Here is a 23,842-nt window from a genome sequence, read left to right as displayed (position 1 = left end):
CGTATTTGGTTGAAAAGTAGCACTTTTCCGTCCCGGCATCACACGTGAACCCGCAATTTCGCCCTTGTTGACAGTCGCTGTCAACTCGCCATAGGCTCCTGACCAAGGAGTCGCTCGCCGCAGCGTCTGGGTTCGAGTGGGACGGTGGTCGATGGAACCACGAAAAACTAAGGCCTTCAAGGCAATTCAATGGGCGACCGGTGGTGTGGGCAAGGCGGCGATCGAGGCCGTGCTCAATCACCCTGACCTCGCATTGGCCGGCTGCTGGGTCCACAGCGCCGACAAGCACGGCCGCGACGTCGGTGAGATCCTCGGTCGCGAGCCATTGGGCGTCACGGCCACCTCGAACAAGGATGACGTCCTGGCCGTTGACGCAGACTGCGTCGTGTACGCGCCGCTGGTTCCCAACGACGAGGAGGTCAAAGCCATCCTACGGTCGGGGAGAAACGTCGTCACACCGGTGGGCTGGGTGTACCCGGATCGAACCGATCCGCGCGTGCAGGCCATTGAGCAAGCCTGCTTCGACGGCGGCGTCACGTTGCATGGCTCAGGTATTCATCCCGGCGGGATCACCGAGAAGTTCCCGCTGATGATCTCGGCGTTATCGACGGCGATCACACACGTGCGGGCCGAGGAGTTCTCCGACATCCGCACCTACAACGCACCCGATGTGGTGCGCCACATCATGGGCTTCGGCGCCACACCGGAGGAGGCCGCCCGCAGCCCAATGGCCAGCTTGCTGGAAGGCGGTTTCAAGTCGTCGGTGTGGATGGTGGCCGACTATCTGGGATTCAGGGATCCGACGTTCTCGTCGACCGAGGAAGTCGCGGTGGCTACCGCGCCCATTGACGCGGGCTTCCTTACGATCGAGCCCGGCAGGGTAGCCGCGCGTCGCTTCCGCTGGCAGGCACTCGTCGACGGGCAGCCGGTGATCACCGCCGCGGTCAACTGGCTGATGGGTGAGGAGCACCTGGACCCGAATTGGAGCTTCGGGGACCGCGGTGAGCGCTTCGAGATTCAGATCACCGGCGACCCCGATATCGAACTGATTGTCAAAGGCTTGCAACCGGAGTCGATCGCCGAGGGCCTGCGGCGAAACCCGGGCGTGGTGGCTACCGCCAATCACTGCGTGCACGCGATCCCGCATGTGTGTGGCGCCGACCCGGGCATCAAGACCTACCTCGATCTGCCGATGATCGCCGGACGGCCCGCGCCCAAACTTGCCGGGGCGGTGCGGTGATTCTCGACGATGTCCGGATCACCGATCAGGTCGCCATCGTCGCCGGCGGCGGTGCCGCCCGCACGAAATCCCAGCTGGATGACATCGTGCACCAAATCGAACGGACCGGTCGCAGCGGGCTGACGGTGGTTACCGATGCGACGATCGACGAGGACTGGCGGCTCGACATCCTGGTCAACAACGCCGGAGGCACCGCGCCCCGTCTGCATTTGAACGCAACCGCACGTCGCACCGGCGCACCGCGCGACATCGCCGCGGCCGTCGTCTATCTGGCATCGCCGGCGTCGTCGTGGGTGACCGGTGTCCCTCGGGTCGACGGCGGCACGACCGCACCCGCCTTCACCATCCCCGTCCCGCCGCTGCAGTCGCAAGCACGATGACCGACGACATCGCCGCGGAAAGCGCGCCCGCCAAGCCCCCGCCGTTACGAGACCGCCAGCGCGCACAAATCCGCGCTGATATCCGGTTGGCCGCCTATCGGCTGTTCGCCGTTCACGGCTATGAGAACGTCACCACCGAGCAGATCGCTGCCGCCGCTGGTGTTTCGCCGAGCACCTTCTTTCGCCATATCCCCAGCAAAGAAGAGCTGCTCCTAGACCAGGTACGGCGTGGTTGGGAGGCCATTGCGTTGCTGCTCGAACAGCGTCCTAGCGAGGAGCCACCCGACGTCGCGCTAGCGCGCGCAATCGAAGCCCGCACCGGCGCATTCCATGACAGCGAGACGGAACAATGGCGCGCCGCGATCCTGGCCGCCCCCAACCTGCTCGAGAAAGTCAGCATGGCGCCGGAGGACAAGAGCCGGTTGGTCAAACTCACCGCTGCCCGCATGCGCACCGACTCCGACCGCGACATCCGGCCTGCCTTGCTGGTCCACTTGGCTTTCGCCGCCGCAGATTTCGCGTTTCAGCGATGGGTGCGTACCAGCACCGAGGATCGTCAGCCGCTTCAGTTGCTGGTGTCTGAGGCGTTGCAGGCTGTGATGCATCCCCGCTGGCAACCGCGGCGCAGCCGAACCACCCGACCTCAGAAAAGAGCGCGGCGCTAGCTGATCGGAGGAGCACATGGGGCACTGGTCACGCGGTGAGATCGAGCGTGCATTCCGCGACTACAGCCACGCCGTCGTCGAAATTGGACGAAGCTCGGACTGGTCGCGATACGCCGACCTGTTTACTGAGGACGCCGTCTACCTGGAACATGTATACGGCGAAATGCATGGCAGAGAACGGATCCGCGAGTGGATCACCGCGACGATGAGCGTGTTTCCTGGCTCCGAGATGCCGTTCTACCCGGCGGAGTGGTACACCATCGACGACGACCGAGGCTGGGTCATCGGGAAGATTCTCAACCGCATGAAGGATCCCGGCGACGGCAGCATCCATCAGGCCGCCACCCTGACGGTGCTGCACTACGCCGGCAACGGGCTGTGGAGCTACGAAGAAGACGCATACAACCCGCTTAACTTCCTGGCCATGGTCCACGAGTACACCAAGCGTTGCCAGGCCTTGGGCACCATTTCCGAGGACGCGCTTGCCTTCGCCAAAAACATGAACTGGCAACTGGACTGACGTGGTGACCCGGAAGCGGGTTGTGGTCGCCGGGCTCGGTGACAGCGGTGTCCTGGCGGCGATCCGACTGGCTCGCCACGCCGACGTCGTCGCGATATCGGCCAAGCCTGGGTTGCTCAGCGGCCAAGAACTGGGCTGGCGGCTCAGCCGACCTGAACAGTGGGTGCGGCTGAATTGGATCCCATTCGACCGGTTTCGTGGCCTGGACCCGGTGCGAATCGTCCACGCCTCGCTGACGGGGGTCGACCTGACAACTCGAACGGTGTTCGCGCGCAGCGCCGACGGCTCAACTGTCAGTGAGTATTACGACGCGTTGGTTATCTCGACCGGAGTAACCAATGGATTCTGGCGCCAACCCAGTCTGCAGACAGCCGCCGAAATCGACGCCGAACTGCGCATGATGCATGAGCGCCTGGCCGCCGCCGAATCGGTCATCGTGATCGGCGGCGGCGCCGCAGCGGCAAACAGCGCCGCTCAGCTCGCCACCACCTGGCCGGCCAAGCGGGTCGACCTGTATTTCCCTGGGGAACGGGCGCTCATCCACCATCACCCGCGGACATGGGACCGCGTCGCACGCCGCCTCACCGACCTCGGTGTGCGGCTCCATCCACGCCACCGGGCAGTGATACCCGCCGGCTTCGACTGCGATCGCATTACCAGCGAGCCCGTGCGATGGAGCACCGGACAACCGCCGGCATCAGCCAACGCGGTCCTGTGGACGGTCGGGCGGGTCCGGCCCAACACCGGATGGCTGCCGACAGAGCTGCTTGACGAGCACAGATTCGTCCGCGTGACACCGGATTTGCGCGTTTCCGGCCACCCAGATCTCTTCGCAGTCGGCGACGTCGCAGCCACAGACCCGCTTCGCACCTCCGCCCGGAACAGGGTCGACGCGTTGCTTGCACACAACGTGCTGGCTGCGTTCGCTGGTCGACCACTGCGCCGTTACCAGCCTCCCGGGCGGCGATGGGGTTCGGTGCTGGGTCCCCTGCCCGACGGACTAGACGTTTACACGGCGCACGGACGTGCATTCCGCTTCCCGGCGTGGACATTCCACAAGGTGCTGCTGCCGTTGGTCGTGGGCTGGGGCTATTACCGCGGGGTTCGGCGCAACGACCCGCAGCTCGCCACTTTATCCGAAAGGGCGCCTCTACGATGACGCAGAAACCGATTGACATCCTTGGGTTTTCGCACATCTGCATCGCGGTGTCGGACATGGAGGCCGCCTTGCGGTTCTACCGCGACCTGCTCGGCCTCGAGGTGTTCTTCGACCTCCAGCTAGAGGGGCCGTCGATGGAAGCCGTCACCGGAGAAGCCGGAGCCCGCGGAAGGATGATCGGCGGGATGCTCGCCGGCACGGTTGTGGAACTTCTCGAGTTCGCACACCGCGGTTTGGAACCACAACAGCATGACGCCAAGCTCGGTTATACCAACATCTCCTTGAGCGTCCGCGACATCGAGGCCGCGCACGCTGCGATTACCGCCGCCGGCGTCCAGCCGGAACAGCAGCCGGTCGACATCGGCGGCGTGCGCATGTTCTTCGTCCGTGATCCCGACGGCACCCCCATCGAGTTCGTGTCCTATCCCAACGGGGAGCGAAACTCGGCACAGCTGTGGGGCTACACCAAACAGTGAATCCGTGAGTATAGCGAATTAGCGCGTCGGTATCGCCACGACCGGCTGTGGGTCGCCCTCCAACCGATGCAGATAGCGCTCGACAAACGCCGCGGTCTCTGGGTGTCCGAGCGACATGCCGAGCGCTTGCTCCATCACCAGCACCCGCGAAACGCTGGTGATCAGCACCGACCACACCAACGGCGGCACGTCGGCGGCGTCGACGCCGTAACGCTGCAAAACGGTGCCCACGGCCTTGGTTTGCTCTTCGCGGAAACGCTCGGCGTAGTAGCCGATTTCGGCTTTGAGCGCCTTGCGATGGTTGGCCAGCGCCACATATTCCATTGTCAGCGCGGTGGCCGCGGGATCGGTGCTGAACCGCCACAGCGCCCACAGCGGCTGCGGCGACTGCAGCGCTTGGGCCTGCAGGCGAAGCCCCTCTTCGGCGCGACGGCGGAACGCGGCCAAGAACAGATCGTCCATCGTGCGGAAGTAGTAGTGAACGAGCTGCGGCTTGAGTGCCGCCTTCTGCGCGACGCGGCGCGAAGTGACGGCGGCGTAACCTTCTTCGAGCATCAGCTGCTCGGCCGCGTCGAGCAGCACAGAGCGATTCTTGGCGTCCGGCGCCCCGATTCTTCGCGCCGTTGTCATGCCTGGGCTCCGTTCACTCATTGCACCGCCGATCGTATCGGTGCCCCCGGCGTGAGCTTGACCACGACAATACGACCATGCTAAGCAAGTGCTCAGCACATCACTCGGGCGGCATGGCGTCTGGCCGCCACCAAGCAAGCCGGCATCGGGAGGCACGCAGAGCATGACCACCTTCGAATCGGTCGACTTCTTCACCGACCCGTCTCTGGTCCCCGATCCGCACCCCTACTTCGACTACCTGCGAAGCAAAAACCCGGTGCTCAAGCTGCCGAATTACAACGTCTTCGCCGTCACCGGATACGACGAGGCCACTGCGGTATATAAGGACACCGACACATTTTCGAACTGCGTGGCCTTGGGCGGGCCGTTTCCGCCGCTGCCCTTCCAGCCCGAGGGCGACGACATCGGCGCTCAGATCGACGCGCACCGCGACCAGTTCCCGATGTTCGAGCACATGGTCACCATGGACCCGCCGGAGCACACCAGGGCACGGTCGCTGCTGAGCCGGCTGTTGACGCCGAGCCGACTGAAGGAAAACGAAGACTTCATGTGGCGCCTGGCCGACCGCCAGCTCGAGGAGTTTCTCGCCGAAGGTGAGTGTGAGTTCATCGCCGAATACTCCAAGCCCTTTGCCACCTTGGTGATCGCCGACCTGCTCGGCGTGCCCGAAGAAGACCACAAGCAATTCCGCACCGTGCTGGGTGCCGATCGCCCCGGAGCCCGGGTTGGGTCGCTCGACCATGAGTCGGTCGGCATCAACCCGCTGGAGTGGCTTGACGACAAGTTCTGCTCCTACATCGAGGACCGGCGCCGTGAGCCGCGCGACGACGTGCTCACCGCCCTGGCGACGGCGAAGTACCCGGATGGATCCACCCCCGAAGTCATCGAGGTGGTGCGCTCAGCCACCTTCCTGTTCGCAGCCGGACAGGAAACCACCGCCAAGCTGCTGTCCGCGGCGCTGCAGGTGCTTGGAGACCGCCCGGATATCCAGCAACGGCTACGCCAGGATCGCAGTTTGATTCCGGCGTTCATCGAGGAGTCGCTGCGTTTTGAGAGTCCGGTCAAAAGTGACTCCCGGCTGGCCCGTCGGCCCACCACGGTGGGCGGTGTCGACATTCCCGCTGGCGCGATCGTGATGGTGTTGCCGGGCGCGGCCAACCGCGATCCGCGCCGGTTCGAGAACCCGCACGAATTCCGGCTCGACCGTAAGAACGTCCGCGAGCACATGGCGTTTGCCCGCGGTGTACATTCCTGCCCCGGCGGACCTCTGGCCCGCGTGGAGGGCCGCGTCTCGATTGAGCGGATTTTGGACCGGATGTCCGATATCAAGATCAACGAAGCCAAACACGGCCCGGTCGGGGATCGCCGTTATAGCTATGAGCCGACGTACATCTTGCGCGGGCTCAGCGAATTGCACCTTGTTTTCACGCCGGTCCGCTGAGGAACTCCGCCCGTAGCGCCGCGTCGGAATCGACGATTTGCCGAGAAATTGCGGGTAAGGGATTAAGAGGCCTGAGCGGCTGCAGGATCAAAGCTCGGCGATCACCGTCGAGGCGAGTAGTTCCAGCGTCTCATCGGATGCCCGGTCATGAGTGAAGAGCACGACCTGCTGAAAGCCGAGCTCGCGCAGTTCGTGCAGCCGCTCCACAATCGCCTGCGGTGTGCCGATCAGCCCTCCTTCGTGCAGGCCGAATCCTGGCGCACCGAAACGTTTTTCGGCGATCTGGCGAACTGTCGGCAGCGCGATGTCGTCAGGGGCGACCGCCATAACGGCCTCGACCGACAGCACGATGGTCGCCGGATCACGGCCGATGTCGTCGCAGATCGATCGCAGCACCGACAGCTTGCGCTCAAGCTGGCCGAGCGCATACGTAGGCACGTTCCACACGTCGGCGTAGCGCGCGACCAACGGCAGGGTGTGCTTCTCCCCCACGCCGCCAACGATCACCGGTGGACGGGGCTGCTGCGCCGGGCCTGGCACAATCGGCATGTCGCGCACCGTGTAATGGCTGCCGGCGAAATCGATGACGCCTTTGCTGAACGCCTGACTCAAAATCTCCAGAGCTTCGGCCAGGCGTTCAGACCGTTCGGCGAAGCTTGCCCAGGGCAGACCCGTCCTGCTGTGTTCGTCCTCGATGGAGCCACTGCCGATCCCGAGCTGCAATCTTCCCGCCGATATCTGGTCGAGCGTCGTGGCCATCTTCGCCAGCAACGCCGGATGGCGAAACTGGTTGCACAACACCAGATGTCCGATGCGTATGTGCTCAGTGCGGCTCAACAACGCGGTGGCCAAGGTCCAGGCTTCCAGCGAGGAGATCTGGGGAACGCCGGGGCCGTACAGATGGTCGTAGAGCCACAGCGACCCGATACCGAGTTCCTCGCAGCGCAAAGCGCGATGCAAGACGTCGGCGTAAGAAAACCCCATCTGCGGCACATAGATCCCGATGTCGAGATTCGTCACGCCCGAAGCTCCAATCGTCCGTGAGTGATGGTGGTTACCCCCGCGCAGCTCGCCTCAAAAGCGAACGACTGTCCGTCGATGCCATAGACATTCACGGTTAGCTGGGTGCCGAGAGGTGTCGGCGATGCGAACCGCACTGCCACCCGTCGAATCCGGCCGGGATCGTCGATGCCCACGACACGCAGAACACGATGAGCGCAGATCGCCATGGTGCACAACCCGTGGGCGAACAGGAAGTCGAATCCACTTGCACGGGCTGCCTCGATGTCGAAGTGGTGGGCCGACCAGTCGTCGGACACTTCGGCGTAACGGTGTGCCAGATGCTCGCTTATTTTGTGGGTTGCCGAGCCGATCGGATTGCTGCGAGCCGAGTCGGGAAAGCGGTGACCTGCTGGCATCGATCCCGTGTCGACCATCGAGTGCAAGTCGAGAAGCATTGTGGTCCACCATTGTTCGACAGCCAATTGGCCCTGGCCGTCGAATTGCTCGATGTGCAGCACCACTTGGGTGCCTGCGCGGGTCGTCCGCACCGCGGAAACGGACGACCAGGTATCCAGCGGCTCGTTGGGAACCAGGGGCCGATGCAGCACGATGTCGTGCTCGCCGTGCAGACCGCCACGCGCCTGCTGCCACGCAGTGGCCGGCACGTCCGCATTGGCCGCCTGCTGCGCACGGAAGGCCAGGATGACCGGGAAGATCGCCGGGACGGCCTCGCCGGCCAACACCGCTTTGGTCTCGTCGCCAGTGGCAGCCGCGTATGCCGCAATGCGATCCGGCTCAAGCCGCCCCGGAAACGGGCCATGCCGTGACACGGCGCCTACTCGAATCCGGCTCACGGGACGACCGGGTCGCCCTCGACGTCGCGCAGGTAGCGTTCGACTAGCGCGACAACTTCGGTGTGGCCGGCCGAGATGCCGAGGGCCTCCTCCATGAAAAGCACGCCCTGCACGCCCGTCAGCAGGAACGCCACTGCGACCGGCGGGACTTGCTCTGTGTCTACCCCGTAACCCGAGAGCACCTTGGCGAACGTCTGGGCCTGTTCGTCCCGGAATCGCTGGGCATAGCAGGCGAGCTCCGCTCTTAGCTCCGCCCGGTGGTTAGCCAACGCGAACAGCTCCATAGTGAACGCGCTGAACGGCGGATTGTTGAACATCCGCCACAGCGCCCACAGCGGTTGCGGTGAGTTCAACGCCTTCGTGTTCGCCTTGAAGCTTTGCTCGGCGCGGCGGCGAAATACCGCAAGCAGCAGCTCGTCCATGCTGCGGAAGTAGTAGTGCACAAGCTGTGACCGCAGCCCCGCCTTCTCGGCCACCCGTCGCCCGGTGACCGCCGCCCAGCCCTCGTCGAGCATCAGCTGCTCGGCCGCATCCAGCAGCATCGTGCGCGTCTTCGCATCCGGTGGGCCAAACCTGCGCGGCGATGCCATCTCTACTCCGCCATCCTCCTGTCGGGCAGTAACGAGTATTGACCACTCACGCACAGCATGTTAGGCATATGCTCAGCGGATTTAAGCAGACGCTTAAATCCTACTTCGGGGCCGGCAACACCGCCGGCGGAGGTCGCAATGTTCTCGATGCGTTTCGATATGCGCGCCACCGCCATGGGCGCGCCGGCGACCGAGCTCTATGCGACGGCGATCGAAATGTGCGCGTGGGCAGAGACTCGCGGCTGCCTGGGAGCAGTGTTGTGCGAGCATCACGGCTCCGAGGACGGATATCTACCAACGCCGCTCATCCTCGCCTCCGCGGTGGCGGCGCGCACGGAGCGCCTGGCGCTGACCTCGGTGGTGCTCCTTCCGCTTTATGACCCGGTTCGACTCGCCGAGGAGATGGCGGTGCTCGACATCATCAGCCGCGGCCGGGTCTCTTACATCTTGGGTTTGGGGTATCGGCGCGAGGAGTATGAGCACTTCGGCGTGGACATGGGTGCGCGTGGACGCATCGCCGATGAGTACGTGCAATTGCTTCGCCGGTTACTACGCGGTGAGACTGTCGTCCGTGACGGGCGCCGCGTCAAAGTGACACCGCCTCCGTGCACCGCCGGTGGCCCGCTGCTGATGTGGGGTGGCGGCAGTCTGGCCGCTGCTCGGCGCGCCGGAAAATACGGCCTTCCTTTCCTCGCCCAAGCCAATGTCCCCGGCTCCCAGGAAACCTACGACGCCGCCTGTCGCGCACATGGACACGAGCCTGGGATGACCTTGCTGCCGGACCGCGACACACCGTCAGTGTGTTTTGTCGCCGAGGATATCGACCGGGCATGGGACGAGCTCGGCCCCTATCTGCTCCATGATGCTCGGACCTACGCAGACTGGAACCCGGGCAACGAGATATCGGCAGGCATCGCCGACGTGCACACCGTTGACGAGCTGCGGGCCATCTCCCGCACATACCGCATCTTCACTGTGCCGCAAGCGATCGACCACCTGCAAAGTGGCGGCATGCTCACCCTGGCGCCGCTCTGCGGTGGACTGCCACCCGATATCGCTTGGCCATACCTGGAGCGCGTTGCCAATGACGTGGTCCCCGAGCTGGCTAAGACCAAGATCCCACAGACACAAGGGGTGCAGGAATGACGAGCGTCGAAACCACCGACGTGTACTATGACCCATTCGATTTCGAGATCGACAATGACCCATATCCGGTGTGGAAGCGACTGCGCGACGAGGCGCCGCTTTATTACAACGAGAGGTTCAATTTCTTCGCGCTGAGCCGCTACGCCGATGTGGCTCCCGCGCTTAATGACTGGGAGACATTCCTATCCGGCCGGGGAACGACCGCTGACCTCCTGCTCAGCGGGGCTGAGATTCCGCCCGGGATCATTTTGTGGGAGGATCCGCCGATTCACGATGCTCATCGGCGGTTGCTGTCACGGGTTTTCACTCCCCGCCGAATGGAGGCGGTCGAAGGATTAGCGCGCCAGTACTGTGTCCGGGCCCTCGATCCCCACGTTGGCTCAGGCCGGTTCGACTTCATCGAAGATCTCGGTGCGCAGATGCCGATGCGGGTGATCGGTTATCTGGTCGGCATCCCGGAGTCCGACCAGGAAATGATCCGCAAGCGCACCGACACCATCTTGACGCTGAAGGAGGCCAAGCCGACCTTCGACGCCACCAGTTTCGAGCAGACATATCAGATCTTTGCCGACTACATCGACTGGCGGGCTAAACATCCGTCGAACGATCTGATGACCGAACTGCTCAACGCCGAGCTGGAAGAACCCGACGGTACGCGCCGACGGCTGAGCCGCACCGAAGTGCTCACCTACACCAGCACGATCGCCGGGGCAGGCAACGAGACGACGACACGGCTGATCGGGTTCATCGGCCAACTGCTGTCCGATCACCCCGATCAGCGCCGCGAGATCGTGGCCGACCGGTCACTGATTCCGCAGGCCATCGAAGAAGTGCTGCGCTACGAGGCACCGTCACCGGTGCAGGCTCGCTACGTCGCCCGTGACGTCGAGTACTACGGCCAGACCGTCCCGACGGGCTCAATCATGTTGTTGCTGAACGGCTCTGCCAACCGCGACGAGCGGCATTTCACCGACGGGGAACGATTCGATATCCACCGCACAGGCTCGCATCTGAGCTTCGGGCACGGGCTGCATTTCTGCCTGGGTTCGGCACTGGCACGCATGGAAGCCCGTGTGGCTCTCGAAGAAGTGCTCAATCGCTGGCCCGATTGGCAGGTCGACTATGACAACGCGGTCAGGGCGCACACCGCCAGCGTGCGCGGATGGGCGCGATTGCCTGTTATCACGGGTTGACGGTAGGCCGGTGACCAAAACTATCGTTATCACGGGCGCCAGCGACGGGATCGGTGCCGCGGCCGCGCGTCGCTTGTCTCACGCCGGCGAACACGTCGTCGTGATCGGACGCTCGGAAAGCAAGACCAACGCCATGGCCGCTGAACTGGGCGCCGACTGTTTCGTGGTCGACTTCGCCAACCTGGCGCAAGTGCGAACATTGGTGCAGCAGTTGCGCTCCCGATACCCCCGTATCGACGTGTTGGCCAACAATGCCGGCGGCATGACAACCAAAATCGAGATGACAGAAGACGGCTACGAGAAGACCTTCCAGGTCAACTATCTAGCGCCGTTTCTGCTCACCACGCAGCTGCTGGATCTGTTGGTCGATTCCCGCGCCTCGGTCATCAACACCTCCAGCGCATCACAGAAGCTGCTCGGCAAAGTTAGCGTCGAGGACCTGGAGAACACTCACCGCTGCCGTCCCAGCAAGGTCTACGCCCTCACCAAGCTGGCAATCATCCTGTTCACCAAAGAACTACACCGGCGATATCACGATGCGGGGCTGTCGGCTGTGGCGTTTCATCCGGGGTATGTCGACTCCAACTTCGGCCCCGCATCCGGATCGCGAATTCTTGCGTTCATGCGGCATACGCCGACGACGCGATTCGTGGCAACCGCCGATCAAGGAGCCGACCAGCTGGTCTGGCTCGCCACCAGCACACCCGGCGTCGACTGGAAATCGGGTGAATACTACTCGCGGCACAAGATTGCCAAACCACACCGTGCGGCGAACGATCCACGACTAGCCCGTGAGCTTTGGGATCACAGTCTGGTGGTGGCCAGCGCCTGATCAAACCCCTTCGTCTGCGGGTGCCGACACATGAGTGGTGTCGGAGCGGCCGCGAAGCACAACGGAACCTGTTGCTACCCAATGCTTCCGCTCGGCCGGGTCGGCTCGGGCGATGGCGGCATCTGAACACAGGATTCTGCGGTCCGTGGTTTTGGCGAGATCTGCCAGTCGCGCCGCTTCGTTGACAGCATCGCCGATCACCGTATATTCGTAGCGGTTTTCGGCGCCGACATTGCCGGCAAACACTGGGCCGGCCGAGACGCCGATGCCGAAGTCCACCAGCGGCAGCTCGCGCAGCCGTGCGCCCAGGGCGCGTGCGGTCGCCAACGCCGCAGATGCCGCTCCATTGAGCCGCAGCGGCGCCCCGAACACGGCCAGCGCCGCGTCGCCCTCGAACTTGTTGATCGATCCTTGCCTTTGGTCTACCTCGGCGACGACGATTTCGAAGAACTTATTAAGCAGTTGCGCGACCTCGTCGGGCCGATGGCTCGCCGTCAACCGTGTCGAGCCCACCAGGTCGATGAACAGAATCGCGACGTCCACGACGTCGCCGGTCAACGATGCTTCTTCTTCGACCGCACGACGGGCGACGTCGACTCCGACGTGTCGGCCGAACAGGTCACGCAGCCGGTCACGTTCGATCAGGCCGGACACCATTCGATTGAATCCGCTTTGTAGACGGCCGATCTCGGAGCGTTCGTAGACGTCGACCGTGGTGCCGATTCGGCCACGTTCGACCTCAGCCATCGCCGCCACGACTTCGCGAACCGGATCGGAGATCGACTTGGCGACCAGGATCGTCCCCCGCAATCCCAGCAATACCGCGACAACCGAGAGCACCAGTACCGGGATCTCGACCGAGGCGCTCTTGTGGATAATCCAGCCCAGCGACCGCAGAAAGATCAGCGACGCTATCGCCACGCTGGGAAGCGCACTGGTCAGCAGCCACATGCCGACCAGCCGTGCCAACACGCCCGGGGCGGTCACGAAGCCTTCGAAACCGTGTGTGGCAGCAGCGATGATCGGACGCACGGTGCGTTGCGTGAGCAGCACACCGCTGCCCGTGGCGGCAGCCCCACCGAATAACACCGCCAGGCCTGTCGACACGACAACCGGGACTCCGCCATGAATGTTCAGCAATGCAAAAACTGCGCCGCTGGCCACCCACGTGACCGCGAGAACCACCGACTGGTTGCGAATGAGCTTCAACGCTGCGCGCCGTTGGTCCGGGTCTGGCTCCTGACCGGCGACAAACCAGCGCAGCGACGGAGCGAGGGACATGACTCCGCCTGCCCCGACCACAGCGGCCCCCAACACAACTAGCGCGATGGCCGCTACCGTGTTCTTCGCGTTCAAGTGGACGTGTATTCCACCGGCGGTATGGCTGCCCAGCGCTAGCGCGATGACGACGACCTCGCCGGCGGCAATGAGGTGAGCTAACACCAGCGCGGCCGCGTACCGAATCGACAGCTTGGCCGCCCCCGGTGGACCCAGCTGCCTCACAGGAAGAAGGTACGGCCGAGGGCGACTACGTGTCGGCGCGGGTCCAGAAGGTATGACCGTTTTCCGCGATGCAGGTCAGGAACAGCCCGTCCGGTGCCTGGGCAACATAGTTCATCCACTGGGTGCAGTCGGCGTTTTCTTCCTTGATCCCGGCCATCGGTGGCGACCGGAACCACCGCGGCTGGTATCGCCTTGGCGAGCCGCAGAACACCAACCGCCCCCAGTCGGTGACCCCGAAGACATAGTAGGTGGTGTTCTCACACGGCGCCCCGAGCACGACGCCGGGCGCGATGCCGGGTGTGCAAGCTGGATAGTCGCACACCGTCGGCCCGGCGGCGGCAGGGGGTGAACTCAATGCCCCAACGCCGAGCAACGCCGCGACCGCTGCCACGAAGTAGCGCACGCCAATACTTTGGCACAGCCGGAAAGAAAATTCTCCTGTTCGGAGAAGGTTGGGGCTCGCCAACCCGAGTATTCGCCGGGGCACCCTGTCCACCGCCCCCAATGTTGGCCGGACACGGTGTATTTGCCCTGAATATAGCCTCCGAAGCGACCCATGAGCGGGCACGCAGAAGTGATAATGTGGTTCTCCGTGCACGATCCGGAGCAACTGTCGCTTGCTGAAGCCGAGGAGCAAGCCGCGCAGGCCGAAGCGACCGCCGAGGAGGCCCGCGCACGCGCGATGCGGCTGCGCCAGCAAGCGGAAGCGGCATCCGGCGCCGAGCCCGAGTCCTCCGACCGCGTCGACGAAGAACCGCCTCGGCGACTGGCCTTCTCCTGGCGGCCGAAGCTGCGTATCCCGGGACGAAAAGCGCTGGGCACCGCGGCGGCAATCGTCCTGATCTGCGCATCGGTCGGTGCAAGCGGTTACATGTTATGGCAGCACCACACCGTCACTCACAAACGACAACTGGCGGCGGAGTTCGCCGCGGCGGCCAAGCAGGCGGTGGTGACGTTCATGTCGATTGACGCCAACCATGCTAGGGACGACTTCCAGCGCATTATCGACGCTTCCACCGACCCGTTGAAATCCCAGCTGCGCGCGACCTCGAGCGTTCTGGTCAAGCAGGCCGAAAATTCGAAGGTCAGCACCAAAGCAACCGTGGGCGTCGTCGCCGTCGAGTCGATGACCGACAATTCCGCAGTAGTGCTCGTCGCCGCGAAATCCGACACCACCAATCCCGATAAAACCAAACGGCCACCGGCATCTTGGCGGCTCAGCGTCAGTATCAGCCGCGATGGCGGTCAGCTCAAATTGTCGAAAGTCGACTTCATCTAATGGCGGTCGAGCAGACGTCGTCGATTGACAGCACCGATGCTGTCGGCGGTGCGTCAGAGCCGGGCCATCCGGGCAAAATCGCCGGGATCACCGCCCGGATGCGCTGGTGCCTGGCTCGGCGAAGCCTTATTCTCTGGACGGCGTCGGTCATTGCCGCTATGGGGCTTGCTGCCGGTCTGTTCTTCGGTCAGTATCGTCCTGACCGCCGACTCGACGACGCAGCGAAACAGCAGGTGATCGACGCGGCTTCCGATGGCGCGGTAGCGCTGCTGTCGTATTCGGCCAACAATCTGAATCGCGATTTCGATCGGGCGCGGTCCCACCTGACCGGCGACTTGCTGACCTATTACAACCAGTTCACCGCACAAATCGTCTCACCGGCGGCGCAGCAGATGCAACTCGCCCAAACCGCCAAGGTAGTGCGGGCTGCGGTGTCGGACTTACAGCCGGATTCGGCGATCGTGCTTGTGTTCCTCGACCAGACCACGACAAGCAAGCAGAAGCCAAAACCATTGGTGACGCCCAGCGGCGTCCGCGTCACGCTGAGAAAGGTCAACGGTTCCTGGCTGATCGAGAAGTTCGATCCATTGTGATCACGGTCGTCATATCTGGTTCGAAGCGGCACCTCACGGCCAGTAGCGGTGTATTCTCGTCGCTCGAGAACGCCACTACCGACAGCGAAAAGCCGCTAGCCAGTTAAGCCCGTTGAGGAGCATGAATGCGCGTGATGGGATCAGCTTCGACCGCTCTTCTAGTGGCTCTTACCGTATTTGGCGGTTCGAGTGCGGCATCCACGGCGTGGGCGACAACCAAAGAGGAGGTCGCCCTCAATGGAACGTACCGCGCCACGTCGATTGGTGATTGGGCGAAGACCAACGATCAGTACAACAACGAGGCGACAGTCGTCAGCACATGGATAATCAGGTCGTCATGCACAACATTTTACGAGTGCAGCGGCTCGGTCACGAGCGACCAGGGATGGAGCGCACCGGTATATACGGTCGACGGGACCTCCTGGTACGTCAAACGTGAAGTGCCGAACTGGGAGCGCTGCCCCGACGGCACCGCTTATTCTGGGCAGCAGACCTTCTATTTCTATCCGGTGAACGAGTCGAGCGCTGAACTGCAAATCGGTTCGCCGACATTGGCAGGCAAGGACAGGACGCTCGGCCCGAGCGGCGCCTGCGGGCGAAACCAGTGGCTGATGGTCGAAATGCCGTTCCGCCTGGACCGGATTGGCTGACGGGAGCTCGGGACTTAATGCCGTGCGGCTTCAGGTGGGTAGCAGGTCCTGCCACTTCTTCGGCGCTGAAGGGCTGACGAGATCCGACTGCTGGTAAAGCTTTCCGTCCGGGCCAACGTATCGACCGGTGCGCTGGTCATACTTTGCGATCACCACTGGTAGCCGAGATTCCTTGATCGTGCCGAATGCACTCGGCGCAGCTTGCGGCTGTCCGCCGTTGACATTGGCGGGCGGCGGAATCGTAGGTGGCGGCGAGGCTGATCGCGGGGGCGACTCACCCGGCGAGGGGACGTCAAGTGGCGCAATGGGTGAAACCTCACCGGACTGCGGTGCGATGATCGCCGGCGGCGGTCCCGATGACGGCTGCGGCGGTGCAGCCGCTCCCAACGTGCCTGGTGGCGGAGTCGCACCCCGCGGCCCAGGAGGTGTGCCCCGAGGGATCGCTCCTGGTGGCAACGGTGTGCCCTCAGTCGGGGCGTAGAGCCTGTCGCTGGCGGTGACCCGGTCGTCGGGCGGAATGCCCTGCGCGAGCAGGTTGGGATCGAGGGGGTAGGGGCCGAGCGTGTGCTGCCTCATCGCGAGCGGCATGTATGGCTTGTCGCTCTTGCAGATTTCGACCGTGGGCGCGCGCTTTCCGGGCTTGTCCATACACGGGTAGTTACGGGCACCGCGAACCGAAAGCGGTGAATCCTGCGGGAGTTTGCAGTACATGTCATCCGGGGTGTCGATGTCGCTGGTGTCGGCGGGAGAGCGCCATTGGCTGGGCGGCAAAAAGCCGACCGTGCATATCGGCGGATCGTCGATCGTGAGCGCAAAGTCGCCTTGAGCGAAACCTTCTGGATGGTTGACGGGACCGGCCGCCTGCTCGATGGCAACCGCCGTCGGCAGCAATACCAAGAGTTGCTCCAAGCCGGGGTGGTAAGTGACGCCGATCTGCCCGATGGTTGTCAAGTTGGCGAGGAGCACCGGCAGCGTCGGTTTGATCTGTTCAAAAAGCCGGGACGCTTCGTTCGCGGCCTCAGGACCGTTTTGCAGCAGGGTGCGAACCCGGGAATCGTCAGTTACCAACACGTCCGAGATCCCAGCTAAGCTGCGCGCCCATGTTCTGACCGAATCGGTGGTGCGTGCTTGCGAATCTAGCAGCGGGACAGTGTCTTCGGTGAGGGTCCGGGTGCGGTCAGCGACGCTGTTCGCGTCTGCGGAGATCCTCGTAGACGAGTCGAACAACGACCCGAGATCGTAAGCTTCCCCGTTGAAACTTTGGAACGACTCGTCGAGCAATTGGCTGAGCTTGTTCTTGGGGATGCTGCTGATCAAGGCGTTGACTTGCTCGAGCAAGGGGCCAACAGATTGCGGGATCGTAGTGTCACGCATGGGAATAACCGACCCGTTGCGCAAGTAAGGTGGGGAGTCGGTTTTTGGGCGCAAATCGACATACTGTTCGCCCACTGCCGAGATGCTGCGCACATCCGCTTGCAAGTTCGCCGGAATCTTGGGCGAAGTAGCAAGGGAGAGCGTCGCTTTCGTACCATTGGCTGTCAGTCCCACCGAGGTGACCTTACCAACCTGAACACCCCGGTAGGTCACGTTGGAAAACCGGTAGAGACCGCCAGTGGCCGGTAACTCCAAGGTGACTGTCATCCGCCCAATGCCCAGCAGCGTCGGCGCTTGGATGTAGAAAAGCACCATCGCGATCACACCGATGGCCCCGACAATAGTAAATATTGCCAGCTGTATCCGGACAAAGCGCGACAGCATCTATCCGCCTCCCTCGAGCAGCGGGCCGGTTAACTGTGGCGTCGGGCCAGTTGGCGGCGCGGCACCTGGAGGCGGCGGACCGGGGAGCCGTGGCGCGACCCCGGCGTGCAGGGGATCGAGCGTGTAGTTCAGGTAATACGGTTCCCCGGGAGCGGGTACCAATGGCATGTCGAGTTGTCCCCAGTGGGTGCCCAACAGCAGTCCCCGCTTGAGCCGTGGAATACTCAGGTCCAAATCGACATGCAGGTTGAAGTAGTCGCCTCGAACGGCTCGGTCGACGAAGTTCTGAGTGAACGGGAAAACCGTCGCCGCCGCGATCGCCGTGTCGAGCTCCGGCCCGACGTCGGCAAGCGCACGGATCGTCGGTTCCAAGTTTTTCAGGTTCTTGACCAGATCAGCCTGAGTGTCGTTGATCAGTCCGGTGGCGGTGTTGCTGAAGACGCGAAGTTTGTCCAGTGCGGCCGTGAATCGGGGCCGCTCCTTGATCAGCACATCCAACGCTGGCGGAACCTTGCGCAGCGCGCGGGTGAGGGCGTCACGCTGCCCGGCGAATGTGGTAGACAGCCGGTTCAACGCTTGAATGGACGCGACGATGTTGTCGCGCTGCTGGTCCAGGGTACCCACGAAAGTGTCGAGGCGGTTGATGAGGTCACGAACGGCGCTCTCTCGGCCGGACAAAGCCGCACTGAAATTGTGGACGATCTCGCCGATCTGCCCAAGCCCGCCGCCGTTGACAACGATCGATAGCGATGAAAGCGTTTGCTCCGTCGACGGATATGTCGACGACCGATTGAGCGGGATGGTGGCACCCGGTTGCAGCCGCCCGATGCCCGGCTGACCAAGTGGCGGGTTGAGCTCCAGGTGCATCGATCCCAGCAAGCTGGTTTGACCGACACTGGCCACTGCATTCGCGGGAACGACAACATCGCGTTTTACCGAGATCTCAACGTCGGCGTGCCAGTCTTTTACCCTCATTGGGCCGACGCTGCCCACGACGACGTCGTCAATCATTACCGGCGAATTCGACTCCAGCGTGCTGACGTTAGGGATCTCGACGTGGTAGATGTTCGCTCCGGGCCCGCGCCCCACGGCGCCCGGTAAAGGCAATGAGTTCAGGCCGTGGAAGGCGCATCCGGTCACGCTCAGCAGCGCACAGCAACCAATCGCAAGTACCCGCCGCACTAAACGCATCATGATTGCGGCCCTTCAGCTGGCATTGGCGCCGGTGGCGGTGGGGGCGGCGATTCCATCGGTCTCGATGGTGCCGGTGGCAGCGGCATCGCCGCTCCCGGTATGCGCGCCGGCGGCACGGCCCCTGGCGGACCGACCGGATCCCCGGGCAGACCGGTGTAGGCCGACACCGCGGGCGGCTGTTCTGGCGGTCCAGGTTTCGGGCCCTCGCCACCGGGCGCCAGGCGCTCTTCGCTGTAGATAATTTTGCTTGGATCTATCGACTTCTGCAGGAATATGTTGATGGGAAACGGCAGATTGTTGAAGTTGAGCAGCCGCAGCCCTGGACCGATAAACAAAGAGCACAACTTGGCCGATTCGACCGCGGTGATGTTCCCGATAGCGCCGGTCTGCGTGCAGCCGGGAATTGGCAGCGGAACCAGCAAACCCGATGCGACGGGATTTGCGAAGTCCATGATGCCGAACCCTCCGACGATGGTTCCGGTGTCGGCGTTGTAGTCGTTGAAGAAGTTTCCCAGCGCATTCGGTGCCGCATGCAGAATGTTTTCCAGATCCAGATGCTGGTCGGCCAGGACCTGGGTGACATTGGCCAAGCGCTGGATTTGTTCGCTTGTCTGGTCGCGGGTTTCGGCGATGAATCGCTGCACCTCCCCGACAGCTGTCGACAATTCAGTCAGGGCCGCATCCAGTTCGGATCGGCTGTCGTTGACTACGCTGGTGAGCGTGGCCAGCCGGTCGTTGAACTGCACGATCTGCACGTTGCTGTCGCGCAAGGCGGTGACGAAGGTCTGCAGATTTTTGATGATGTCGACAATGTTGCCGCTCCCGTTGGCGAGAATCCGCGCAACCCCGGACAATTGCGCGAGCGCCTGCCGCAATTTGTCGCCGTTGCCTTCAAGTGCATTTGCGGCGCTGTCGATGAACCGCGAGACCGCCGGCGTCGATACCGTGCTGTTGGGACCTAATTCCGTTGCCAACCGCATCAATTCGGTTTTAACCTCGTCCCATTCGACAGGCACCGCCGTGCGTTCAACTGGTATCACCGCCCCGTCCGGCATTACCGGACCGCTGGCTCGGTAGGCGGGAGTGAGCTGTACGTAACGGGCAGCCACCAGATTCTGGGCGACGATCACCGCTTTCGCATCGGCCGGGATCGGTACACTGCGGTCGATGTGCAACGTCATCTTAGCCGTTGTGCCGTGCGGCTCGATGGACTTGATACTGCCCACTTTGACACCGGAGACCCGAACGTCGTCGCCTGGATAAATCGCGGTGGCAGTGGTGAAGTAGGCGGTGATGGTTCTCGGACGAAAGAACGTGTGATGGACAACCAAAGCGGCGCCACCGACCAACAAGCCGGCTAACGCGATCGCTAGCACCGCTGCCAACCGGCTGCGCCGAATCATTGCGATCCTCCGATCCGTCCGCCCAACGTACAGCCCTCACAGGGAGGAATGCCGTTGTACGGCCAGGGCACCAGCGATCGTGGCACCGGTGACGGGAAGCCGGGGCCGCGGGTGGTATCGAACGTGCGGAAGCCCCACAGGTAGTCGAGGAACGGCTGGAAAAGTTGTGGGACAAGGAAGTTCGGGACGAACGCTGAGTAGGCGTACATGCTAGATACCGACTCGCCCACCGTGAGCTGGAATTTCTTCAGTCCCGGCAGTGCCTTGGAAATGTTGTCGCGGTTCTTTTCCAGCACCGCGGTCACCGCATTCAACTTCTCCAGTGTCGGCGCCAACTTGCTTTCGTTGTCGTGCACCAATCCCGTCAGTTGCTTGGCCACGGCCGCTGTGTTGGCCAGCAGATCGACGATCTCTTGTCGCCGCACGACCAAAACTTGGAGCAGATCGTCGGCGTTGAGGATGAGCTTGTTAACCTGCTGACTGCGTTCGGACAGGATTCCGGTGACATCGGCGGCATTTTTGAACAAGTCGCCCAGGGTCTTGTTGCGGCTGTTGAGGCTTCGCGACAGCCGGCTCACTGCGTCGAAAGTGGGCCCCAATTGCGGTGCAAGTTGGTTCAACGTCGCCGAAAGTGTGTCCAGTGACTGGTTGAGAGTTTGGGTATTGGTCTCCGCGGCGTATTTGGTCACGTCGCTGACTGCCTCGGTCAGGGAGTAGGGCGAGGATGTGCGCGAGACCGGGATGACCTCCATCGGATGCATCGTGCCGTGGCCTGCCGATTCCACGGTCAGCACCCGTTCACCTAGCAGCGTGCCGGTCCTGATGTGAGCGGTGGTGTCTGAGCCGAGCGGCACATTGCCCTTCATCGTGAAAGTCACCAAGGCATCGCCGTTGTGCAGGGACACGCCCGATACCGTGCCAACTTTGATTCCTGACACCGTGACCGTGTTGCCGACCGCAAGACCGCCGGCCTCGGCGAACAAGGCTTGGTAGCGAACTTCCGTTGCCCACGAGACCAGTCGCTCGGGCGAGAGGCCAACCAGAATGACCAATACGATGAGCACTGCACCGATGAATCCCGCCCTGATGAGGCTAGCGCCGCGATACTTGAGCATCAGGGTTCCTCACATCTCGGTGCCTCGGACCTGAACCAGGGCGCAACCACCGTGTTGCCGTTGAGGTCGGTGCCCCGGATGCGTATCTGGCACAGGTAGTACGGAATGGTGGCGCCGAATACGCCGAGTCGCGACAGTTTGCGGTAGTTCTTTGGCGCTTTCTGGATCGCGGCGTCGAGGCGGTCCTTGTCCTGCTCCAGGATTGGTGCCAGTCGGCTCAGCTGCTCCACCGTGCCCGCCAATGGGGGCCTCGCATTCGACAGCAGATCTGCTAGCGAGGCGGTGCCCCTATCCAAGGCGTCGATGGCGGCTCCGATCGTGTTGCGGTCGTCCGACAGTCCGCTGACAAGCCGCTCAAGCCGGTCGATAGCACCTGAGAACTTCTCACCGTCCTTGCCGAGGGTGGCCACCACGGTGTTCAGGTTGTCGATTAGTTGCTGGATCGTTTCGTCGTTGTCGGCCAGGGCATTCGAGAACGACGTCGTCTTGGAGAATAGTGAGTCGAGGGTTGCGCCCTCGCCCTGAAACACTTGCAGCAGCGCGGACGAGAGAGCATTGACATCGTGTGCATTTAAGCCCTGGATAACAGGTTTCAGGCCGCCGAGGAGTAGGTCGAGGTCGAGCGCCGGCGCGGTGCGATCCACCGGGATTTGCCCTCCAGCTGGCAGCCGCATGGTAGAGCCGGGCCCGTCGAGGAGTTCGAGATAGCGATCACCGACTAGGTTGAGATAGCGAACCGCCGCTCGGGTCCCTTGCGTGAGCACGATGTTGCGGTCGGCATCGAATTTCACCACGACCTTCTTATCCGGGCGCAGCGAGACGCTGTTGACGGTGCCCACCCGAATTCCCGCGACCCGCACCGAATCCCCGGACTTCAACCGGGACGCATCGTTGAAGACTGCCGAATAACCGGCTGTCGCGCCCGTGCGGTATTGGCCGAACACGAAGAATAGGAACGCGGTCAGCATCGCCATCACGGCGGCGAAGGCGCCGAACTTGATGATCGTCGCGCGCGCTGAGCCTCTCATCCGGGTTGTCCGATCTGGGCGGGGTTACGCGGCGGACCGGCGATCGGGCCGTACAGCAGCTGTTTGAGCAGGTCGGAGTTGATCAGCAGCTGCTGGTTCCCGTATTGCGCCGGGTTCGCGCCGATATCGGTAACCAAGAGCTTCGGGTTGGTGTTGAAGGGCAGCCTCGGCAAGCCGTTGCATTGCGGTCCGCCCGTCGCTGCAACCTTGGGCAAATTCGTCGGATACCGATACCGTTCACCGCCCCACGTGAGGCTCGCCGTGATCCAGATGCTCGGTTCCGGCAACGGCTGGTTGTGCGCGATTACCGCCATTCCTGCGAAGCCACACCACAGCGCCTTGTTGTATTCGTTGGTCAGGTCGGTGGTCGGCACCAGGAGATGCAGAACATTCGTCAGCGGTTTGCGGTTGGTGCTCAATACATCGTTGCCGATGTCGGCCAGGCCAATAGCGCTGATCAGCAACGCATCTAAGTTCCTTTGCTCGTCGACGATGGTCTGGCTGATCGTTGACGCGTTGTCTACGGTCTTGACAAGGTTTGGCGCGGCGTCGGCGTAGGCGTTGAACACTGTCGGCGACATCGCGATATCGCGGCTCAGCGCGGGAAGGCTTGGATCATACTTGGCCAGAAACGAATCCAGATCGCTAAGCGCCTGACCGAGCTTTTCCCCTCGGCCGCTCAGCGCCTTGGCCAGAGCTCCCAGGATCTCGTTGAGCTTTGCCCGGCTCGATCTTCGCGAGCACCGCCGTCAGATGCTCGAACACCGTGTTCACTTCCACCATCACATGTTTGGCGTCGAGCACCTGTCCAGCATGCAGCCGCTGCGGCGAGGGATTGGCCCGGCGGTACCAGTTCAACCGCCTTGGCGCCGAATACCGTTGTGGACGCGATATTAACGAGCACGTTGGCGGGAATGAACTTCAGCTGCGAGGGATCGATCGCAAGGTGAAGGACGGCTTGGCCATTCGCCCGCGACTCGATCGTGTCGACCTTGCCTATCTGCACGCCGCGCATCTTGACCTTGGCGTCCGGATTCATCACCAGCCCGGCGCGGGGCGACAACACGGTAATGGGGACTGTCTCGGCGAATCCGCCACGGAACAAGTTCAGGGCCACCGCGACAATGCCGACGATCACCACAATGGTCACTAGACCCGCCAGTGCACGTATCCCCGTGTGGTTCATCGACC

Annotated in this window: 24 protein-coding genes and 1 pseudogene; 13 read left to right on the top strand and 12 right to left on the bottom strand. The window is 62.9% G+C overall.

Annotated features, from left to right (window positions below; genetic code table 11):
• The first annotated feature begins 151 nt into the window (after positions 1 to 151).
• Genes MYXE_RS05425 through MYXE_RS05400 form a run of 6 tightly spaced genes read left to right on the top strand, consistent with a single transcriptional unit; the run spans position 152 to position 4,440 of the window.
• Positions 152 to 1,240, top strand: coding sequence for an NAD(P)H-dependent amine dehydrogenase family protein (locus MYXE_RS05425; RefSeq protein WP_085195952.1), 1,089 nt, complete (start codon positions 152 to 154; stop codon positions 1,238 to 1,240).
• The gene (locus MYXE_RS05420) at positions 1,237 to 1,620 is read left to right on the top strand and encodes an SDR family oxidoreductase (RefSeq protein WP_003922690.1); all 384 of its coding nucleotides are present in this window, start codon (positions 1,237 to 1,239) and stop codon (positions 1,618 to 1,620) included. The genes MYXE_RS05425 and MYXE_RS05420 overlap by 4 nt, the downstream gene beginning before the upstream one ends.
• Positions 1,617 to 2,285 (top strand): TetR/AcrR family transcriptional regulator, encoded by a 669-nt coding sequence (locus tag MYXE_RS05415; protein ID WP_085195951.1) that lies wholly within the window; start codon positions 1,617 to 1,619, stop codon positions 2,283 to 2,285. The genes MYXE_RS05420 and MYXE_RS05415 overlap by 4 nt, the downstream gene beginning before the upstream one ends.
• 16 nt (positions 2,286 to 2,301) lie before the next feature.
• On the top strand, positions 2,302 to 2,805 hold the full coding sequence (locus MYXE_RS05410) for a nuclear transport factor 2 family protein (RefSeq protein ID WP_003922686.1): 504 nt from the start codon (positions 2,302 to 2,304) through the stop codon (positions 2,803 to 2,805).
• 4 nt (positions 2,806 to 2,809) lie between these two features.
• On the top strand, positions 2,810 to 3,964 hold the full coding sequence (locus MYXE_RS05405) for an FAD-dependent oxidoreductase (RefSeq protein ID WP_085195978.1): 1,155 nt from the start codon (positions 2,810 to 2,812) through the stop codon (positions 3,962 to 3,964).
• On the top strand, positions 3,961 to 4,440 hold the full coding sequence (locus MYXE_RS05400; protein WP_085195949.1) for a VOC family protein: 480 nt from the start codon (positions 3,961 to 3,963) through the stop codon (positions 4,438 to 4,440). The genes MYXE_RS05405 and MYXE_RS05400 overlap by 4 nt, the downstream gene beginning before the upstream one ends.
• 18 nt (positions 4,441 to 4,458) lie before the next feature.
• Here MYXE_RS05400 and MYXE_RS05395 read toward each other — a convergent pair whose 3' ends face one another.
• The gene (locus tag MYXE_RS05395; protein ID WP_085195947.1) at positions 4,459 to 5,070 is read right to left on the bottom strand and encodes a TetR/AcrR family transcriptional regulator; all 612 of its coding nucleotides are present in this window, start codon (positions 5,068 to 5,070) and stop codon (positions 4,459 to 4,461) included.
• A 163-nt stretch (positions 5,071 to 5,233) separates the two neighbouring features.
• Between MYXE_RS05395 and MYXE_RS05390 the strand changes: the two genes are divergently transcribed.
• Complete coding sequence (locus tag MYXE_RS05390) at positions 5,234 to 6,511, top strand: cytochrome P450 (RefSeq protein ID WP_085195945.1); 1,278 nt, start codon at positions 5,234 to 5,236, stop codon at positions 6,509 to 6,511.
• Between the two features lie 87 nt (positions 6,512 to 6,598).
• On the opposite strand, the gene MYXE_RS05385 is transcribed toward MYXE_RS05390, so the two are convergent.
• From MYXE_RS05385 to MYXE_RS05375, 3 genes are read right to left on the bottom strand one after another with little or no spacing between them, the layout of a single operon-like run.
• The gene (locus MYXE_RS05385; protein WP_085195976.1) at positions 6,599 to 7,495 is read right to left on the bottom strand and encodes an LLM class flavin-dependent oxidoreductase; all 897 of its coding nucleotides are present in this window, start codon (positions 7,493 to 7,495) and stop codon (positions 6,599 to 6,601) included.
• A 32-nt stretch (positions 7,496 to 7,527) separates the two neighbouring features.
• On the bottom strand, positions 7,528 to 8,343 hold the full coding sequence (locus MYXE_RS05380; RefSeq protein ID WP_085195974.1) for a MaoC/PaaZ C-terminal domain-containing protein: 816 nt from the start codon (positions 8,341 to 8,343) through the stop codon (positions 7,528 to 7,530).
• A gap of 20 nt (positions 8,344 to 8,363) precedes the next feature.
• A complete protein-coding gene (locus MYXE_RS05375; protein ID WP_085195943.1) occupies positions 8,364 to 8,957 on the bottom strand; it encodes a TetR/AcrR family transcriptional regulator in 594 nt (197 codons plus the stop codon).
• 138 nt (positions 8,958 to 9,095) lie between these two features.
• On the opposite strand from MYXE_RS05375, the gene MYXE_RS05370 reads away from it, so the two are divergent.
• From MYXE_RS05370 to MYXE_RS05360, 3 genes are read left to right on the top strand one after another with little or no spacing between them, the layout of a single operon-like run.
• Complete coding sequence (locus MYXE_RS05370) at positions 9,096 to 10,103, top strand: LLM class flavin-dependent oxidoreductase (RefSeq protein ID WP_085195941.1); 1,008 nt, start codon at positions 9,096 to 9,098, stop codon at positions 10,101 to 10,103.
• Positions 10,100 to 11,296 (top strand): cytochrome P450, encoded by a 1,197-nt coding sequence (locus MYXE_RS05365; RefSeq protein WP_085195939.1) that lies wholly within the window; start codon positions 10,100 to 10,102, stop codon positions 11,294 to 11,296. The genes MYXE_RS05370 and MYXE_RS05365 overlap by 4 nt, the downstream gene beginning before the upstream one ends.
• Before the next feature lie 10 nt (positions 11,297 to 11,306).
• Positions 11,307 to 12,128, top strand: coding sequence for an SDR family NAD(P)-dependent oxidoreductase (locus MYXE_RS05360; RefSeq protein WP_003922671.1), 822 nt, complete (start codon positions 11,307 to 11,309; stop codon positions 12,126 to 12,128).
• On the opposite strand, the gene MYXE_RS05355 is transcribed toward MYXE_RS05360, so the two are convergent.
• Together MYXE_RS05355 and MYXE_RS05350 are read right to left on the bottom strand one after the other, a co-directional pair.
• A complete protein-coding gene (locus tag MYXE_RS05355; protein ID WP_039891231.1) occupies positions 12,129 to 13,574 on the bottom strand; it encodes an adenylate/guanylate cyclase domain-containing protein in 1,446 nt (481 codons plus the stop codon).
• An 82-nt stretch (positions 13,575 to 13,656) separates the two neighbouring features.
• Entirely contained in the window at positions 13,657 to 14,034 is a 378-nt protein-coding gene (locus MYXE_RS05350; protein ID WP_003922667.1) for a hypothetical protein, read from the bottom strand.
• A gap of 189 nt (positions 14,035 to 14,223) precedes the next feature.
• Between MYXE_RS05350 and MYXE_RS05345 the strand changes: the two genes are divergently transcribed.
• From MYXE_RS05345 to MYXE_RS05335, 3 genes are all read left to right on the top strand, one after another.
• The gene (locus tag MYXE_RS05345; RefSeq protein WP_139821165.1) at positions 14,224 to 14,910 is read left to right on the top strand and encodes a hypothetical protein; all 687 of its coding nucleotides are present in this window, start codon (positions 14,224 to 14,226) and stop codon (positions 14,908 to 14,910) included.
• A complete protein-coding gene (locus tag MYXE_RS05340; RefSeq protein ID WP_003922664.1) occupies positions 14,910 to 15,503 on the top strand; it encodes a hypothetical protein in 594 nt (197 codons plus the stop codon). Before MYXE_RS05345 ends, MYXE_RS05340 begins: the two co-directional genes overlap by 1 nt.
• Before the next feature lie 125 nt (positions 15,504 to 15,628).
• A complete protein-coding gene (locus MYXE_RS05335) occupies positions 15,629 to 16,153 on the top strand; it encodes an Rv2253/PknI dimerization domain-containing protein (protein ID WP_039891147.1) in 525 nt (174 codons plus the stop codon).
• A gap of 30 nt (positions 16,154 to 16,183) precedes the next feature.
• Here the strand turns inward: MYXE_RS05335 and MYXE_RS05330 are convergent, their stop codons facing one another.
• The 6 genes and pseudogenes from MYXE_RS05330 to MYXE_RS05305 all read right to left on the bottom strand — a co-directional run bounded on the left by MYXE_RS05330 (position 16,184) and on the right by MYXE_RS05305 (position 23,837).
• The gene (locus MYXE_RS05330) at positions 16,184 to 17,911 is read right to left on the bottom strand and encodes an MCE family protein (protein WP_085195937.1); all 1,728 of its coding nucleotides are present in this window, start codon (positions 17,909 to 17,911) and stop codon (positions 16,184 to 16,186) included.
• Complete coding sequence (locus MYXE_RS05325; RefSeq protein WP_112650043.1) at positions 17,912 to 19,102, bottom strand: MCE family protein; 1,191 nt, start codon at positions 19,100 to 19,102, stop codon at positions 17,912 to 17,914.
• Entirely contained in the window at positions 19,102 to 20,508 is a 1,407-nt protein-coding gene (locus tag MYXE_RS05320) for an MCE family protein (RefSeq protein WP_003922659.1), read from the bottom strand. Before MYXE_RS05320 ends, MYXE_RS05325 begins: the two co-directional genes overlap by 1 nt.
• Entirely contained in the window at positions 20,505 to 21,623 is a 1,119-nt protein-coding gene (locus tag MYXE_RS05315; RefSeq protein WP_085195935.1) for an MCE family protein, read from the bottom strand. The genes MYXE_RS05320 and MYXE_RS05315 overlap by 4 nt, the downstream gene beginning before the upstream one ends.
• A complete protein-coding gene (locus MYXE_RS05310) occupies positions 21,623 to 22,651 on the bottom strand; it encodes an MCE family protein (protein WP_085195933.1) in 1,029 nt (342 codons plus the stop codon). The genes MYXE_RS05315 and MYXE_RS05310 overlap by 1 nt, the downstream gene beginning before the upstream one ends.
• Positions 22,648 to 23,837, bottom strand: a pseudogene (locus tag MYXE_RS05305) (MCE family protein). The gene MYXE_RS05310 and the pseudogene MYXE_RS05305 overlap by 4 nt, the downstream one beginning before the upstream one ends.
• Between the last annotated feature and the right edge of the window lie 5 nt (positions 23,838 to 23,842).

The organism is Mycobacterium xenopi (assembly GCF_009936235.1).
Taxonomy (GTDB): domain Bacteria; phylum Actinomycetota; class Actinomycetes; order Mycobacteriales; family Mycobacteriaceae; genus Mycobacterium; species Mycobacterium xenopi.
The sequence above is the reverse complement of the archived record's forward strand: the minus strand, read 5'-3'. Positions and strand labels throughout refer to the sequence as shown.